15 protein-coding genes are annotated in these 16,673 nt (G+C 64.4%); 7 read left to right on the forward strand and 8 right to left on the reverse strand.

Going from position 1 to position 16,673, the window contains the following annotated elements; all coding sequences use genetic code 11:
- The first annotated feature begins 4 nt into the window (after nucleotides 1-4).
- Nucleotides 5-1,423 (forward strand): MATE family efflux transporter, encoded by a 1,419-nt coding sequence (locus EV686_RS17840; RefSeq protein ID WP_132478344.1) that lies wholly within the window; start codon nucleotides 5-7, stop codon nucleotides 1,421-1,423.
- A 38-nt stretch (nucleotides 1,424-1,461) separates the two neighbouring features.
- Here the strand turns inward: EV686_RS17840 and EV686_RS17845 are convergent, their stop codons facing one another.
- From EV686_RS17845 to EV686_RS17860, 4 genes are all read right to left on the reverse strand, one after another.
- A complete protein-coding gene (locus EV686_RS17845; protein WP_132478318.1) occupies nucleotides 1,462-2,682 on the reverse strand; it encodes a quaternary amine ABC transporter ATP-binding protein in 1,221 nt (406 codons plus the stop codon).
- Nucleotides 2,679-3,539 (reverse strand): ABC transporter permease, encoded by an 861-nt coding sequence (locus EV686_RS17850; RefSeq protein WP_132478319.1) that lies wholly within the window; start codon nucleotides 3,537-3,539, stop codon nucleotides 2,679-2,681. Before EV686_RS17850 ends, EV686_RS17845 begins: the two co-directional genes overlap by 4 nt.
- Nucleotides 3,540-3,612: 73 nt before the next feature.
- Nucleotides 3,613-4,578, reverse strand: coding sequence for an ABC transporter substrate-binding protein (locus EV686_RS17855; RefSeq protein WP_165972681.1), 966 nt, complete (start codon nucleotides 4,576-4,578; stop codon nucleotides 3,613-3,615).
- Nucleotides 4,579-5,094: 516 nt separating this feature from the next.
- Nucleotides 5,095-5,616, reverse strand: a complete 522-nt coding sequence (locus EV686_RS17860; RefSeq protein WP_207901875.1) for a gamma carbonic anhydrase family protein — start codon at nucleotides 5,614-5,616, stop codon at nucleotides 5,095-5,097.
- A gap of 189 nt (nucleotides 5,617-5,805) precedes the next feature.
- Here EV686_RS17860 and EV686_RS17865 point away from each other — a divergent pair, with 189 nt between their 5' ends.
- Nucleotides 5,806-6,558, forward strand: a complete 753-nt coding sequence (locus tag EV686_RS17865; protein WP_132478322.1) for a sulfite exporter TauE/SafE family protein — start codon at nucleotides 5,806-5,808, stop codon at nucleotides 6,556-6,558.
- 69 nt (nucleotides 6,559-6,627) lie between these two features.
- Here EV686_RS17865 and EV686_RS17870 read toward each other — a convergent pair whose 3' ends face one another.
- Complete coding sequence (locus EV686_RS17870; RefSeq protein WP_132478323.1) at nucleotides 6,628-6,930, reverse strand: DUF3579 domain-containing protein; 303 nt, start codon at nucleotides 6,928-6,930, stop codon at nucleotides 6,628-6,630.
- A 210-nt stretch (nucleotides 6,931-7,140) separates the two neighbouring features.
- Between EV686_RS17870 and argF the strand changes: the two genes are divergently transcribed.
- From argF to EV686_RS17895, 5 genes are all read left to right on the forward strand, one after another.
- Nucleotides 7,141-8,082, forward strand: a complete 942-nt coding sequence (gene argF / locus EV686_RS17875) for an ornithine carbamoyltransferase (protein WP_132478324.1) — start codon at nucleotides 7,141-7,143, stop codon at nucleotides 8,080-8,082.
- Between the two features lie 83 nt (nucleotides 8,083-8,165).
- Nucleotides 8,166-8,669 (forward strand): MarR family winged helix-turn-helix transcriptional regulator, encoded by a 504-nt coding sequence (locus EV686_RS17880; RefSeq protein WP_132478325.1) that lies wholly within the window; start codon nucleotides 8,166-8,168, stop codon nucleotides 8,667-8,669.
- Nucleotides 8,670-8,760: 91 nt separating this feature from the next.
- On the forward strand, nucleotides 8,761-10,173 hold the full coding sequence (locus tag EV686_RS17885) for an efflux transporter outer membrane subunit (protein WP_132478326.1): 1,413 nt from the start codon (nucleotides 8,761-8,763) through the stop codon (nucleotides 10,171-10,173).
- A 20-nt stretch (nucleotides 10,174-10,193) separates the two neighbouring features.
- Nucleotides 10,194-11,417, forward strand: a complete 1,224-nt coding sequence (locus EV686_RS17890) for an HlyD/EmrA/EmrK family protein (RefSeq protein ID WP_132478327.1) — start codon at nucleotides 10,194-10,196, stop codon at nucleotides 11,415-11,417.
- A 10-nt stretch (nucleotides 11,418-11,427) separates the two neighbouring features.
- Nucleotides 11,428-13,038, forward strand: coding sequence for a DHA2 family efflux MFS transporter permease subunit (locus tag EV686_RS17895; protein ID WP_243650950.1), 1,611 nt, complete (start codon nucleotides 11,428-11,430; stop codon nucleotides 13,036-13,038).
- Between the two features lie 149 nt (nucleotides 13,039-13,187).
- Here EV686_RS17895 and argG read toward each other — a convergent pair whose 3' ends face one another.
- From argG to EV686_RS17910, 3 genes are all read right to left on the reverse strand, one after another.
- Complete coding sequence (gene argG, locus EV686_RS17900) at nucleotides 13,188-14,528, reverse strand: argininosuccinate synthase (RefSeq protein ID WP_132478328.1); 1,341 nt, start codon at nucleotides 14,526-14,528, stop codon at nucleotides 13,188-13,190.
- Nucleotides 14,529-14,635: 107 nt separating this feature from the next.
- Nucleotides 14,636-16,120, reverse strand: a complete 1,485-nt coding sequence (locus tag EV686_RS17905; RefSeq protein ID WP_132478329.1) for a tripartite tricarboxylate transporter permease — start codon at nucleotides 16,118-16,120, stop codon at nucleotides 14,636-14,638.
- Entirely contained in the window at nucleotides 16,120-16,671 is a 552-nt protein-coding gene (locus EV686_RS17910) for a tripartite tricarboxylate transporter TctB family protein (RefSeq protein WP_243650951.1), read from the reverse strand. Before EV686_RS17910 ends, EV686_RS17905 begins: the two co-directional genes overlap by 1 nt.
- Between the last annotated feature and the right edge of the window lie 2 nt (nucleotides 16,672-16,673).

Below are 16,673 nucleotides of genomic sequence, written 5' to 3' on the forward strand. Positions count from 1 at the left end.
CCGCATGCAGGAAAGCCGGCCCGCGCCGCATGACACGCCGCGCATTTCCTTCGGACGGCAGATCGCGGAAACCCTGAGGCAGGCCTGGCCTGTGCTGGTCACCTCCTGGGCCAGCCTCGCATTCGGCGTCATGGATACCGCCATGTCCGGCCACGCGGGCGCCATCGACCTGCAGGTCATGGGGCTGTCCATCGCCATTTACCTGACTGTCTACATCGGCCTGATGGGCGTCATCCACGCCCTCATTCCCATCATCGCGCAACTGTTCGGCGCGGGCCGCCTTGCCGAAGCGGGGCGAGCCTGGGGCCAGGGCGTCTGGCTTGCGCTGGGCCTGTCGGCCGTGGGCTGCGGCGTCATGCTGTTTCCCGGACTGTGGCTGTCGCTGTCCGGCGACCTCGATCCCCGCGTCGTCGACGGCGTCACATGGTATATGCGCGCCCTCGTCCTGGCGCTGCCGGCCGCGCTGGTCTTCCGCTCCATCTACGCCCTGGGAGCGGCCGTCTCCCGTCCCAAGCCGGTCATGCTGATCAACCTCGCCGTCGTGCTGGTCAAGCTGCTGCTGAACTGGATATTCATCTTCGGCAAGTTCGGTCTGCCCGCCATGGGCGCCGCGGGCGCGGGGCTGTCGACGGCGGTCGTCAGCTGGCTCTCCCTTGCGGCGGGACTGTGCGTCATTTTCCGCAGCCCCTTCTACCGCCGGCTGTCGCCGACGCTCGGCAGGCCCAGGCTGCGCGACCAGAAGGAACTGCTCAGGCTCGGCCTGCCCATGGGCGCGTCCTATCTGGTGGAAATCTGCGCCTTCAGCATCATGGCGCTCCTGGCGGCCCGGGAAGGCACGCTCGTTTCGGGCGGCCATCAGATCATGGCGAACCTGGCTGCGCTCTGCTACATGATGCCGATGTCCATCGGCATCGCCGCGGCCGCCCTCACGGCGCAGGCCGTCGGCGCGGGCCACGGCCAGCACGCACGGATGGCGGGACTGGCCGGGCTGGCGCTGGCGCTTTCCGGCGCCGTGCTGACGATTCTCGTATTGATCATAGGCAAGCCGTGGATCCTGCAGCTTTACACCAGCGACCCCGAGGTCGCCGTGGTCGCCGCCACGCTGCTGCAGCTGATCCCGCTCTTCCATCTGTGCGATGCGCTGCAGTGCATCAACTCGTACCTGCTGCGCGCCTACAAGGTGGCGGTGGTGCCCATGCTGCTGCAGATCGTGGCGCTGCTGGGCTTCGGCCTGGCCGGCGGCTGGCTGCTGGGCTATGGGCCCGCAGCAGGCGCGTTGCGGCCGGCCCTCGAATGGTTCACGCCGAACGCGCCTGCCGGAATCGCCTCGATGTGGCTGATGGCCAGCGCCGGCCTGGCCCTGTCCGCCATGCTGCTGAACCTGTGGTACTGGCGCGTCGTCCGCCTTCATTCCGCAGGCTGACCACGCGCCGGAGCGCAAGCCCTGGACAGCCTCAGCCGCTACGCGGCTTCGTCAGTTCCCGACTCCTGCGCCGCTGCAGTCTCCTCCAGCACGGGCGTCACGAGCTCCATCACCTTGCTGCGCGACACCAGCCCAAGGAACTCGTCGTCCTCGCCGGTCACAGCGACGGGCTCGGTCGTGCGCAACAAGCGGCCCAGCACCTCGTCCAGGCCGGCCGTAGCCGGGATGGTCGCCATTTCGTCGGTATAGCCGGCGATGTCCCTTGCGCCTCTGGAAACGGCTTCCTGCACCTTTTCCCGCGTAATGACGCCGGCGAGGCGCTTGCCGTCGAGCACCGCGGCATACTCGAACCGCAGCGCCGCCATGCGCTCGAGCGCATGCGCCGGACGAGAGCGCATGGTCAGCGTTAGGGACGGTTCATTGGCGGCATGCACGGCGTTGAGCACCTTGCTGCGGTTCACATCCTGCAGGAACGACTGCACATAATCGTTGGCGGGCGCAAGGAGAATGTCTTCCGGCGTTCCTTCCTGGATCAGCTCCCCATCCTTCAGGATGGCGATCCGATTGCCCAGCCGCAGCGCTTCGTCCAGGTCGTGCGTGATGAACACGATGGTCTTGTTCAGCTGCGCCTGCAGTTGCAGCAGTTGGTCCTGCATTTCCCGGCGGATGAGCGGATCCAGCGCGGAAAACGCCTCGTCCATCAGCAGGATCTCGGCGTCGGTCGCCAGCGCCCGGGCCAGGCCCACGCGCTGCTGCATGCCGCCGGAAAGCTGGTGTGGATACTGCTCGCCGAATCCGGACAGACCCACCTGCTCCAGCCAGTATTGCGCCTTTTCGGTGCGTTCCGGCTTCTTCATGCCCTGCACGGTCAGGCCGTACGCCACGTTTTCCAGCACCGTGCGGTGCGGAAACAGGCCGAAGCGCTGGAACACCATGCTCATTTTCCGCTGGCGGAACTGCTCCAGCTGCCTGGGAGACAGCGACACCACGTCCTCGCCGTCGACCAGGATCTGGCCCGCGCTGGGCTCGATCAGCCGGTTGAAATGCCGGATCAGCGTAGACTTGCCCGACCCGGACAGACCCATGACGACATAGATGCTGCCTTCCTCGATGGACAGGCTGATGTCGCGCAGGCCCAGCGTATGCCCGCTCTTCGCGAGCAGTTCTTCCTTGCTGATGCCGTTGCGGGCCTCATCCAGCCAGCGCCCCGGATGGGCGCCGAAAATCTTGTAGATATTGCGGACTTCGATCTTGCTCATTGTCGCTCTCCCTTCCGGCTGTGGCGCTGACCGAAGGACTGCGTGATGCGGTCGAAGATTACGGCAAGTATCACAATGCCAAGACCGGCGAGCAGTCCGCGTCCGACCTGAAGACGATTGATGCCCTGCAGGACTTCGTAGCCCAGACCGCGCGCGCCGATCATGGAGGCGATGACCACCATGGCCAGCGCCATCATGGTCGTCTGGTTGATGCCCGCCATGATGTTGGGCATCGCCAGCGGCAGTTGGACGCCGAAGAGCTGGCGCGTGCGGCTTGCGCCGAACGCGCGCGAAGCTTCCAGGACCTCGCTGTCGACCAGTCGTATGCCAAGGTCCGTCAGCCGGATGACCGGCGGCACCGCATAGATGACGGTAGCGATCAGCGCCGCGATCTTGCCCAGGTTGAACAGCATGACCACAGGTATCAGATAGACGAAGCTGGGCATGGTCTGCATGATGTCCAGTACAGGCATCATGACCGAACGGACCCATTTGAAGCTCGCCATCAGGATACCCATGGGGATGCCGATGGCGACCGACAGGAATACGGCCACGATCATCAACGCCAGGGTCTGCATCGTCGCGTCCCATAGCCCGATGGCGCCCACGACGCACAGCAACGCCCCCATCGCGATGCTGAAGCCGATGCGGCGCGAAGCCGCCCATGCCAGCACCACGGTGGCGATGACCACGGCCCACCACGGCGACTGGCGCACAAGGGCCTCGATCCAGATCAGCAGGTCCAGCAAAGGTTGTGTCAGCGCACGCAGGAGGTCCGAGTATTCGGCGACAAGACCGCCCACGAACTCGTCGATCGGCGCGCGCAGCGCCCGAGGCGCAATGATTTCAGGAAACATGAAAGGCACTCCATAGAACTCGCGGAGAGGCCTCCCCCGGGAGGCCTCCGGACAGGTCATCCACCTGCAAGTGCTACAGAGCCGCCTTCACGCGTTCGGCCACGTCCTGAGGCACCCACTGCGCCCAGGTGCTTTCCTCATTCTGCAGGAACCAGCGTGCGACCTCGTCGGGCTCCTCTTCGGTTTCTTCCATGTGCGCCATCACCTTGTCCATGATGGACAGCTCGACGGCCACTTTGGAGAGGAACTCCGTCAGCTTGGGCGCGTCCTGGGTGAACTGCGTCGAAACCGCCGTGAAAACAGGGTTCTCGGGATAATCGCTGGGCTTGGGATCTGCGCAGTTGGGGTCGGTCAGGCACTGATGCGCTTCCTTGTCGTAAGAGGGAAGCTCCAGCTTGACCAGATCCATGCTGCCCACCAGGGGCGTCGGATACCAGTAGTAGAAGACGATGTTTTCCTTGCGCTGGTAGGCGGCCGTCAGCGCCGCCTTCTGCGTTGCGCCCGTGCCGGGAGAGAACAGCGTGAAGGAATCCTCAAGGCCGAGCGCCTTGTACAGGTTGCCGCTGACGACCTCGCAGCCCCAGCCGGCCGGGCAGCCGTAGAAGCGCCCTTTGCCCGGCTCTTCGGGATCGCGGAACTCGTCCTTGTACTTGGGCAAGTCGGCCGCTTTCTTCAGTTCGGGCAGACGCTCCGCGGTATAGCGAGGAATGAACCATGCCTCGCCTCCCATGTAAATATCGCCGATGCGCTTGACCTTGCCCGTGCTTTCGGCCTTTTCCCAGGGCTCGGCCACGCTGTTCAGCCAGACCTCGGTATTGATGTCCAGGTCGCCTCGTTCCAGCGCCGCCAGCGCGGGCAGCGTTTCCGTCGGCAGCACATCCGTCTTGCAGCCGTAGCCTTTTTCCATGATGAAACGCTCGGCCTCCACCAGGACCAGGTTGGACTCCCAGTTCATTCCGCCGAAGCGGACAGGCCGGTCGAGTTCGCAGGCGGGCGCGGCGCTGGCGGTTCCGGCAAGCGCAAGCAATACGGCGCCCATTCCGGCTTTCAGGACTGCCGGGGATACGTGTGCCCCGCCGGCACGATGGAAAACTTGTTCTCGATTGAAAGACATGGCTTTTGCCTCCTTAAGGTTACTGGGATGACCCGGCAAACCTGACGCCGGATCCCATTCGCTAAGGGGGTGTGCGGAAGACGGGCAAAACCGCCAATACATACCGTCACTAGCTTGAAGAGTAAAACCGCACTCTGTGGCAGGCCATGATGCACATGACCAGAATTGACGAAACTGCAAAGAATTCGACCCAGTTTAACCGAGAATGACGTCAATTGAAACCAAACCCATCTTTGCACCGGTATGGCGGAGTCGGTCGTGGCAGCCAGGCGGACGGGCGCGCCGCCTGGGAAAAGCCTCTGTTCCGGGATCGGAAAATGCGCATCGCGCGCACTTGCAAAGGCCGGATGTAACTGCATTTCACCGGGGAAACGCAGCAAAATGTATCCATCCCCTGCTTGCTCCCGGACTGCAGTCCGGGACTTGCACTCAGGCTCGTGGTCAGACCGCCTTCAAATGCGCCCTGTAGGCTTTCGCCCGTTGCACATACGAATCGACTCCCTTGCGCATCCTGGCGACGTCGTCGTCGCTGAGCGTCCGGATCGCCCTTGCCGGCGCCCCCACGATCAATGAACGCGGCGGAAACACCTTGCCTTCCGTCACCAGCGCGCCCGCGCCAACCAGGCTCTCGCGCCCGATCACCGCGCCATTCAGGATAGTGGCATGAATGCCGATGAGACAGCCGTCCTCCACCGTGCAGCCGTGCACCATGGCCTGGTGCCCGATCGTGACATCGTCGCCCACCAGCAAGGGAAAGCCGGGATCCACATGCAGCACGGCGCCATCCTGGACATTGCTGCGCTCTCCGATGGTGATGGAGGCATTGTCGGCGCGCAATACGGCGCCGGGCCATACGCTGGCATTTGCCTTGAGCGTCGCCTGGCCGATCACCGTCGCCTGCGGCGCAATATAGGCGGAATCATCCACTTCCGGCCGCCGGCCCTCCAATTCGTAGCATGTCACAGTCATTCTCCTCGCTTCCTGGAATCCTTAATATATAAGCCGTTGCATTCTGCCGGACATTGCGTCCGCAGGCAAACCATTCCTCCCCGTACGACGGCCCGCCCTGGCGCCAGAATGCCTGCCCGCCTTCTTTTATATTTCCATATATAATAAGCTTATTACATTTAGGATTAAAAGAAATCTTTCCCCATGGATACAAGCGGCTACCTGCTTTTCCTGACCATCATCACGATTGCCTCCATTTGCCAGAACCTGACCGGATTCGCCTTCGGGCTGATTCTCGTCACTCTGGCCGGCGCCCTTGATGTCATGCCTGTGGCAATGTCCGCCAACGTAGCCATGGTTCTGGCCCTGGTGAATGCCGCCCTTTACCTGCGCTCCACCTCCGTCAATCCCGACTGGAAGCTGCTGCGCCCCATCCTGGCAAGCAGTATCGCGGGCCTCATCGGCGGCCTCGTCCTGCTGTCCTGGCTAAGTGCAAGCGCCAGGAACGGCCTGGGCATCCTGCTGGGAATCGTGGTTGTGGCCTCATCGCTGCTGCTCGTCATCCAGAGCAAGCCCAGGCAGACCATGTCCAGTCCGATCGTCATGCACAGCGCCTCACTGCTTTCCGGGTTGATGGGCGGGCTGTTCGCCACGCCGGGGCCGCCCATGGCCTACCATCTCTATCGCCAGCCCCTGGACCAGCGAACCATACGCCAGTGCCTGTTCGTCATCTTCGCCATTTCCATGCTGCTGCGGCTCGGCATCGTCATAGGCAGCGGCAAATTCCAGCTGGAGGCGCTGAAGCTCGGCGCCATGGCTGCACCGGTGGTTGCCCTCGTAACCTACCTGAACGCCCGCTTTCCTCCGCGCATTCCCCTGAAAGGCATACGCTGGCTGGTGGCCTCCCTGATGGCCGCGTCCGGGATCACGCTGTTGACGGCTGCGATACAGGGTTGAATGCGGGCTCATGCCCCCAGTCGCGAAACGGAAGGCCGGCGCAATAAACGGAAATCGGCGAATCGAGGCTCAGGACTTTCCGTCCAGCGTGCGGGTACTGGTCTGCAAGTGATTATCCTTGGCGAAATCGCAGACGAACTTCCACGCCAGCGGCTCCAGCTGCCTCAGGCGCTCATCGACGATGACGCAGGGGGTGTCCTCCAGACGCGTCGGGAATACATAGGGGGAGTAGGTCAGGCGATGCGCGCTGGAGCCCGCGGGGCGAAACTGGCTCATGACGCCGGCCAGGCGCTCGGCCCAATCGCTGGGACGAAAACGGCGATTATCCTGCGTCACGCCATGGATAATGAGTTGCTGAACAGTCTTGGACATTGACTCGACGATCTGGAGATGGCGGCATGGCGAGGATGCATGACCATCCCGTACCGCGATGCGCATTGTATCTGATCTAAGCCGCTTTCCCCTAATCCCGCGGCCTGGCGCCCCACAACGGGGCATTCCATTGCGCCAGATCAGGGCACTGCCTTTGCCCCGGCCTTTCAGGCAAGGTAAGATAAGCTTCTTTTACACCCAAGGTTTTCCATGACCGACGCCACCCTGCCAACCGGCCCGCTGCGCCACTTCCTGCAATTCAAGGACTTTACTCGCGAGGAATTGCTGTACGTGCTGCAACGCGCCCGTCTGATCAAGGCGAAATTCAAGCGCTACGAGCCGCACCACACGCTGCATGACCGTACGCTGGCCATGGTGTTCGAAAAAGCCAGCACCCGCACGCGCGTCTCGTTCGAAGCCGGCATGTACCAATTGGGCGGCTCGGTCATCCACCTGACCACGGGAGACTCCCAGCTCGGCCGCTCCGAGCCCATCGAGGACACCGCCCGCGTCGTTTCCCGCATGGTCGACCTGATCATGATCCGCACATTCGAGCAGAGCCGGCTGGAACGCTTCGCCGCCCACTCCCGGGTGCCGGTCATCAACGGTCTGACCAACGAATACCACCCTTGCCAGATCCTGGCCGACATCCTCACGTTCACCGAGCATCTGGACGGCATCGAAGGCAAGACCGTGGCCTGGATCGGCGACGGCAACAATATGGCCTACACCTGGCTGCAGGCAGCGGAGATCCTGGGCTTCACACTGCATGTTTCCGCCCCTGAAGGCTACCGCCTGGACCGCCGCCTGATCGGCAATCCGCCCGAAAGCATCCTGCGCGAGTTCGACAATCCCACCGACGCCTGCAAAGGCGCCCATCTCGTCACAACCGACGTCTGGACCAGCATGGGCTTCGAGGCTGAAAACGAAGAGCGCCGCCGCGCCTTCGCCGACTGGCAGGTCAATGCCCGCATGATGGCCGCCGCCGATCGCAACGCCGTATTCATGCACTGCCTGCCCGCGCATCGCGGCGAGGAAGTCACCGCCGATGTCATCGACGGTCCGCAAAGCGTCGTCTGGGACGAAGCGGAGAACCGGCTGCATGTACAGAAGGCGCTCATGGAGTTCCTGCTGCTGGGACGCCTGCCCTGAAGCACACATGATGCCCGCGCCGCCCGGCGCGGATGGCATGGTGCAGCCTTGACAATATCTGCCTAGTCAGATAAATTACAGGCATGAATCCTCCCGTTCCTCCATCGTCTTCTCCCCCGCCCGCTTCACACCACGTCGTCGATGCGCGCTGCTTTATGGAGGACAATCCGGGCTACCTGATCAAGCAGGTCTATCTCTCCATGAACCGGATGCTGGACCAGCAAATGGCTCCTCTCGGCCTGACGGCCTCGCAATGGAGGCCCATCGCCATGCTGTTCCGGGGAAACGCCGATACACCCGCCGAACTCGCGCGGCTGAACGGCGTGGATACCGGCGCCATGACGCGCACGCTTGACCGCCTGGAAGCCAAAGGCCTGCTGCGGCGCGAACGCTGCCACGAAGACCGCCGTGTGGTGAAGATCATGCTGACCGAAGAAGGCCAGGCCAAGGCGCGGGAGATTCCCGCCAACATCGCGCGCATGCTCAGCCAGCACCTGCGAGGCTTCGATGCCGACGAGGCCACCCGGCTCATGCACTACCTGCGACGCATGCTGGCCAACGGTTCGGACGGCGGGTTCACGCCCTAGCCCAAGAAGCCGCGCAAAGCGGCTCATTTTTTGGCATAATCACTGCCTAGGCAAATACAGATCAATCAACTATATTCAGCATACTGTCAGGATGAAACGACTTCTTCTTTCTACCGCCCTGGCACTGGCCCTGAGCGGTTGCGCGATGATGGAGCCCGGTCCCGCCCCCGTCGAACAACTGGACGCCGCCCGCCTGGGCTTGGCGCAGCAGGATGCGCAGTGGCCCCGGATGCGCTGGTGGCAGCGCTACGGCGATGTCCAGCTCGACACGCTGATGGACGAAGCCCTGGCCAACCACCCATCAATGAGCGCGGCCCAGGCGCGGCTGGCGCAGGCCAATGCCGCCGTCGGTTCGGCTCGCGCTCCGCTGCTGCCTCGCGTGGACGCCGGCTATCAGCTCACGCGCGAACACCTGTCCCAGAACTACGTCTACCCGGCGCCGCTGGGAGGCTCCGTGGCGAGCGACAACCGGCTGGCTCTGGATTTCAGCTATGAGCTGGATTTCTGGGGCAAGAACCGCTCGCTGCTACAGGCGGCGGTCTCGCGGCAACAGGCCGCGCAGGCCGACGCCCAGGCTGCACGCAATGTACTGGCCGCCGCCGTGGTCCGTTCCTACCTCAATCTGCAGAATGCCTTCGCCCAGCGCGAGGTGCTCGAACGCATCCTGCGCCAACGCGCCGACGTGCTGCAGATCACCAAGGACCGCTACGCCGCGGGACTGGACACGCAAGTGGAAGTCAGGCAGGCCGAATCCTCCCTGGCCTCGGGCAAGGTAGAACTGACCCAGAACCAGGCCTCAATCGATCAGTTGCGCAACCAGGTCGCCGCGCTGGCCGGCGCAGGCCCGCAGCGCGGGCAGTCGTTGACACCCGTCGAACTGACGGCGCCCGGCGGCATGATCCCCGCCAGCGTGCCGCTGGATCTCCTGGGACGCCGTCCCGACGTGGCAGCGGCGCGCTGGCGCGCCGAGGCCGCCGGCCACGCCATCGACAGCGCCAAGGCTCGGTTCTATCCCAACATCAACCTGGCCGCCTTCGTGGGCTTCCAGGCCATGGGCACGGGCAATCTGCTCGAATCGGGAAGCCGCATGGCGGGCATCGGCCCGGCCATCACCCTGCCCATCTTCCATGGCGGAGAACTGAACGCCAACCTGGCCGGCCGGCGCGCCGACGCAGACCTCGCGGTCTCCGATTACAACCAGACCGTGCTGGACGCCGTTCAGCAGGTAGCGGACACACTGAGCGGACTGCGTCTGCTGGACCAGGAAAAAGCCGAGCAACGCCAGGCACGCGAAGCCATCGATGCCGCCTACGAACTGGCCGTCGACCGCTACAAGGCAGGCATGGGCAGCTACCTTTCCGTGCTGATCGCCCAAACGGGCGTGCTGGCCCAGGCTCGCCTGGACACCGACCTGCGCATCCGCGCCTACCAATTCGACGCCGGCCTGGCCACCGCCCTGGGCGGCGGCTATGTCTCTGGCGACGCCAACCTTTCCTCTCATTGACCTACCGGACTCCAGACGTCATGACCGCAGTCAAATCCGCTTCCAATCCCGCCCGCAAACGCCTGCTTCTCATGGCGACGGGAGTCTTTTTCCTGGCCGCCATCGCCTATGGCCTATGGTGGGCCCTCGTGGGTTCGCATTTCGAAAGCACCGACGACGCCTATGTGCACGGCAATCTCGTGCAAATCACCCCGCAGGTGCCCGGCACCATCGTGGCCATCGAGGCCGACGACACCGAAACCGTCGAGGCCGGGCAGCCGCTGCTTCGCCTCGACCCTGCCGATACGGAAATCGCGCTCAGGCAGGCCGAGGCCAGGCTGGCCCAGACCGTGCGCCAGGTGCGCACCTACTATGCGCAGAACGATGCGCTGGCCGCGGATGTCGAGCTGCGCCAGGCGGACATCCAGCGCGCGCAGGCCGAACTGACGCGCGCCCAGAGCGATGCCTCCCGCCGCCAGCGGCTTGCCAGATCGGGCGGCGTGAGCGGCGAGGAAATCCTGCATGCCCAGGCCGCGCTGAAAAGTGCGCAGTCCGGGCTGGCGCAGGCCAAGGCCGCCCTGGCGGCCGCGCGCGCCAAACTCGCCACCAATGAAGCGCTGACCCACGGATCCACCGTCGAAAACCATCCCGATGTGCGCGCAGCAGCAGCCGGCCTGCGCAATGCCTGGCTGGCGAACTCCCGCACAGTCCTGCCCGCCCCCGTCTCCGGCATAGTGGCGCGCCGCAGCGCCCAGGTCGGTCAGCGCGTGGCGCCAGGCACGCCCCTCATGACCGTGGTGCCCCTGGATCAGGCCTGGGTGGAAGCGAACTTCAAGGAAAGCCAATTGCGCAGGATGCGCATCGGCCAGCCCGTCACCATGACGGCCGATCTGTATGGCGGATCGGTGACTTATCACGGCGTCGTGGCGGGCCTGGATGCCGGCACCGGCAGCGCCTTCGCCCTGCTGCCGGCCCAGAATGCGACGGGCAACTGGATCAAGGTCGTGCAACGCGTGCCTGTGCGCATTGCGCTGGATCCGGAAGACCTTGCCAGGCACCCGCTGCGGGTAGGCCTGTCGATGAACGTCGAGGTGGATGTCGGCAAGGACGGCGGCAAGCCGCCGGCCGAAGCCGGTCGCACGGAGCCTGCATGGTCCACGCGCGCCTTTGAACCGCCGCACGACGAGATCGACGCGCTGGTCGGCCAGGTCATCCGGGACAACCTGGCCTCGGACGACGCCGCAACCGCCCTCGTCCATGGCTGAGGACTTAGCCATGAGCACGAACGCCAGCGCGCAGCCCGCGTCGGCCCCCGAGCCTCAGGCCCAGCCTTCCGGCACCTATCCGCCGCTGGAAGGCGCGACCCGCATCATTGGATCGGTGGCGCTGTCCACGGCAGTCTTCATGAACGTGCTGGACACGTCCATCGCCAATGTGTCCATTCCGACCATCTCCGGCGACCTGGGCGTGAGCACGAGCCAGGGCACCTGGGTCATTACCTCGTTCGCCGTGGCCAACGCCATCACGGTGCCGCTGACGGGCTGGCTCACGCAGCGCTTCGGGCAGGTGCGGCTGTTCCTGATCTCCACCCTGCTTTTCGTGCTGGCATCCTGGCTCTGCGGCTTTTCGCCTTCGCTCGAAGCTCTGATCGTGTTCCGCGTGCTGCAAGGCGCGGTGGCCGGCCCCATGATCCCGCTCTCCCAGGCGCTGATGCTGGCGAGTTTTCCGAAAGCCAAGGCCGGCATGGCGCTCGCGGTGTGGTCGATGACCACGCTGGTCGCGCCGGTAGCAGGTCCGCTGCTGGGCGGCTGGATCTCCGACAACTACAGCTGGCCGTGGATTTTCTACATCAACGTGCCCGTTGGGCTGCTGGCCGCCTGGATCAGCTGGCGCATCTACAGCAAGCGCGAATCCGTCACGCGCAAGCTGCCCATCGACAAAGTGGGGCTGGCGCTGCTGGTGGTCTGGGTGGGCGCCCTGCAGATCCTGCTGGACAAGGGCAAGGAACTGGACTGGTTCGCCAGTTCCACCATCATTCTGCTGGCCTGCGTGGCCGTCGTGGCGTTCGTCTTCTTCCTGATCTGGGAGCTCACCGACGCCCATCCGGTCGTGGACCTGCGTCTCTTCAAGGAACGCAATTTCTCGGTGGGAGCCATTACGCTGGCCGTGGCCTATGGCGTATTCTTCGGCAATGTGGTGCTGCTGCCCCTCTGGCTGCAGAGCAACATGGGCTACACCGCAACCTATGCCGGCCTGGTGACGGCGCCCGTCGGCCTGCTGGCGATCCTGCTCACGCCCATCATCGGCAAGATGCTCGCCACACGCGACCCGCGCTACCTGGTCACGTTCGCCTTCATCGTCTTCGCGCTGGTCTGCTTCATGCGCGCCGGCTTCAACACGCAGACAGACGTGCGCACGCTGATGATCCCGACCATCATCCAGGGTGCGGCCATGGCGGCCTTCTTCGTGCCGCTGACTTCCATCACGCTCTCCAGCATCGAGCCCTGGCGCATACCGGCCGCCTCCGGGCTTTCGAATTTCCTGCGCCTTACCGCGGGCGCCTTCGGCACCTCGATCGCCACCACCCTCTGGGAAAACCGCGCGACCCTGCACCATGCGCAACTCACCGAAACGGCGCGGCCGGGCCAGCAGGCGTTCGACCATACGCTGCAGACCCTGAACGGCCTGGGCATGTCGGACCATCAAGCGCTCAGCGCCATCGACGGCCTCATCAATGCCCAGGCGTTCACGATGTCGGCGGTCGATGTGTTCTATGCCTCGGCGGTCATTTTCCTGCTGCTCACCGGCCTGGTCTGGCTGGCCCGCCCCAAGTCCGCAGCAAGAAGCGGAGGCGGTGCGTCCGAAGCCGCCGCCGGGGCGCACTGAAAGCCACCCACTGCCTTGCAAGCCGAGCCCCCGCTCGATCTTGCCGGGTTCCCAAAACGAAAACGCCGCGAGACGTGAATCTCGCGGCGTTTTCTGCCGGTATCGGCAAGTCGGTCAGTATTGACTCCTAACCGCTTGCTGAAACTCCCTCACTTCTCTTCGCTGCCGTCCTTCAGGCGCGGCAGCGCAGCGCCGGCGGCCGGGGCCAGCAGGCCTGCCTTGGTGTAGGTGAACAGCTTGTCGCGCGTATCGACGATGTCGAGGTTGCGCATGGTCAACTGGCCGATGCGATCGCGCGGCGAGAACATGGACTCGCCCTTTTCCATCGTCAGGCGCTCGGCCTGGTAGGTGAGGTTGGGAGAGCGCGTATCCATGATGGAGTAGTCGTTGCCGCGGCGCAGCTCCAGCACCACTTCGCCGGTCACGGCGCGCGCCACCCAGCGCTGGGCGGATTCGCGCAGCATGATGGCCTGCGGATCGAACCAGCGGCCCTGGTACAGCAGGCGGCCAAGCTTCAGGCCGTTGATGCGGTACTGCTCGATGGTATCTTCGTTGTGGATGCCGGTCACCAGGCGCTCGTAGGCGATGTGCAGCAGCGCCAGGCCCGGAGCCTCGTAGATGCCGCGGCTCTTGGCTTCGATGATGCGGTTCTCGATCTGGTCGCTCATGCCCAGGCCATGCCGGCCGCCGATGCGGTTGGCCTCCAGGATGAGCTCGACGCTATCGCTGTACTCGACGCCGTTCAGCGCCACGGGACGGCCCTCTTCATAGCGAACCGTGACTTCTTCGGCCTTGACCTCGACGTCGTCGCGCCAGAACGCCACGCCCATGATGGGCTTGACGATCTTGATGCCTGCGTTCAGGTATTCCAGGTCCTTGGCTTCGTGCGTGGCGCCCAGCATGTTCGAATCGGTGGAGTAAGCCTTTTCTTCCGACATCTTGTAGTCGAAACCCGCCTTCTGCATGTACTGCGACATTTCCGCGCGGCCGCCGAGCTCGTCGATGAAGTTCTGGTCGAGCCAGGGCTTGTAGATCTTCAGCGCCGGGTTGGTCAGCAGGCCGTAGCGGTAGAAGCGCTCGATGTCGTTGCCCTTGTAGGTGCTGCCGTCGCCCCAGATGTTGACGTCGTCTTCTTTCATCGCGGCTACCAGCATCGTACCCGTGACGGCGCGTCCGATCGGCGTGGTATTGAAGTACGTGATGCCGGCGGTGGAGATGTGGAACGCGCCGGACTGCAGGGCGGCGATGCCTTCGGCCGCCAGTTGGGCGCGGCAGTCGATCAGCCTGGCCTTTTCCGCGCCGTAGGCGGTGGCTTTCCGGGGAATGGCCTCGTAGTCGTCTTCGTCCGGCTGGCCCAGATTGGCGGTGTAGGCGTAGGGGATCGCACCCTTTTCACGCATCCAGAGTAGCGCGGCGCTGGTGTCCAGGCCGCCGGAAAATGCGATGCCGACCTTCTGGCCTGCGGGAATGTTCTGAAGAATCGTGGTCATGATTGAGAATTGCCCGGATCGTTGGATGGTTTGGACACATGCCTGATGCGGCAGTGTGCCAAGTCAAGCCGTCGATTATAACCGCTCGCATGCCGCCCGGACGGGCGCTATGCCGACCGCAGCCGCCTGAGCACTAGCGGCACGAAAAGGAACAGGAAGGCCATCAGCAGGAAGGCGATGGAAATCGGCGTCTCGAACAGCACGCGGATGCTGCCCTGCCCCGCCGCCAGCGCCGTGCGCAGCTGGTTCTCGGCCAGCGGGACCAGGATCAGGCCGATCAGCAGCGGCGGAATGGGAAAGCCATATGCGCGCATGACATAGCTGAGCACGCCCAGCACCGCCATCAGCCCCAGGTCGAACACCGAGCCGGAAACACCCCAGATACCCATCATGGCGAACACCAGGATGCCCGCATACAGCTGCGGACGCGGTATGCGCAACAGCTTGACCCACAGGCCGACCAGGGGCAGGTTCAATACCAGCAGCATGACGTTGCCGATATAGAGCGACGCGATCAGCCCCCAGACCAGCTCGGGATTGCTGGTGAACAGAAAGGGGCCGGGCTGCAAGCCATAGTTCTGGAATGCCGCCAGCAGGATGGCCGCCGTAGCCGACGTGGGCAGGCCCAGCGTCAGCAGCGGCACCAGGATGCCGGCGGCCGCGGCGTTGTTGGCGGCCTCGGGTCCGGCCACGCCCTCGATGGCGCCCTTGCCGAATTCGTCGCGCTGCTTCGCCAGCTTCTTCTCCAGCGTATACGACAACATGGTGGGAATTTCCGAGCCGCCACCGGGAATCGCCCCCATCGGGAAGCCGATTACCGTGCCGCGCAGCCAGGGCTTCCATGAGCGCTTCCAGTCCTCCCGGCTCATGTAGGCCTTGCCCTTGACCGGAATGATCTGGTCCTGCGCATGCGAATAATGGCTGGCCACGTACAGGATCTCTCCCACGGCGAAGACCGATACCAGCACTACGGTCAGCTCCACCCCGTCGAGCAGGTCGGCGATGCCGAACGTCATGCGCGGCTGCCCCGTCATGGCGTCGATGCCGATCACGCCCAGCGCAAGGCCGATGAAGAGCGAGACGAATCCCCGCACGCGCGACGCGCCCATCACCACGGCGACGGAAGTGAACGCCAGCACGGTCAATGCGAAATAATCCGCGGGCTTGAACAGGAATGCCAGCTCCGCCACCACCGGCGCGGCGAACGTCAGCATCAGCGTGGCGATGGTGCCCGCCACGAACGAGCCGATGGCGGCCGTCGCCAGCGCGGCGGCGCCCCGCCCGGCCTTGGCCATCTTGTTGCCTTCGAGCGCCGTCATCATCGACCCGGCCTCGCCCGGCGTATTGATCAGGATGGAAGTCGTCGATCCGCCGTACATGGCGCCATACAGCACCCCAGCGAACATGATGAACGCCGATACCGGCCCGACGGAAATCGTGACCGGCAGCAGCAAAGCGATGGTCAGGGCCGGGCCGATCCCCGGAAGGATGCCGATCGCCGTGCCCAGCATCGACCCGAGCAGGGCCCACATCAGGTTGGCCGGCGTCAGCGCTACCTCGAATCCATGCAGCAGCAGACCCAGGGTATCCATCACACGCCCGCCAGCGGAAAGAATCCGCCCAATTGCAGTCCCAGCCAGCCGAACAGGAACCAGCTGACGCCGCCAAGCGCAAACCCCGCGACCAGGTCCAGTACGGTGCGCCGCGAGCCGAAGGCGCGCGCCACCAGCATGAACGACAGCATGGCCGTGGCGGGAAGCCCCAGTATCTCAATGACCAGGGAAGGCAGCGCCGCAGCCAGCAAGGCCGTACAGAACGCCCGCTTGTCCATGGGCTGGTCCGAGGCGGCGTTCTCGGCCTCCAGCGCTTCGAACACTTCGCCCCTGGCGACCTGGATCAGCAGCAACACTCCCAGCCCTAGCAACCCGATGCCGACGCCGGACACGAACATGCCAGGGCCGATGGCGGCGTACTGCGCGGTCGCGGCCAGCTCCGACGAGGCATACAGGCAAACGCCTCCCATAAGCATTACGCCCAGGCCCAGCCACCATGGTCCCTTGCGCAGCCACGATGTAGCCATATGGGTACTGCCTCGCTCGGCCTCGGCCTGGGAGCCGAGGCTTGCGCTTTGACGCGCGGTCATGC

The organism is Paracandidimonas soli (genome assembly GCF_004342005.1).
In the GTDB taxonomy this organism is placed as follows: domain Bacteria; phylum Pseudomonadota; class Gammaproteobacteria; order Burkholderiales; family Burkholderiaceae_B; genus Paracandidimonas; species Paracandidimonas soli.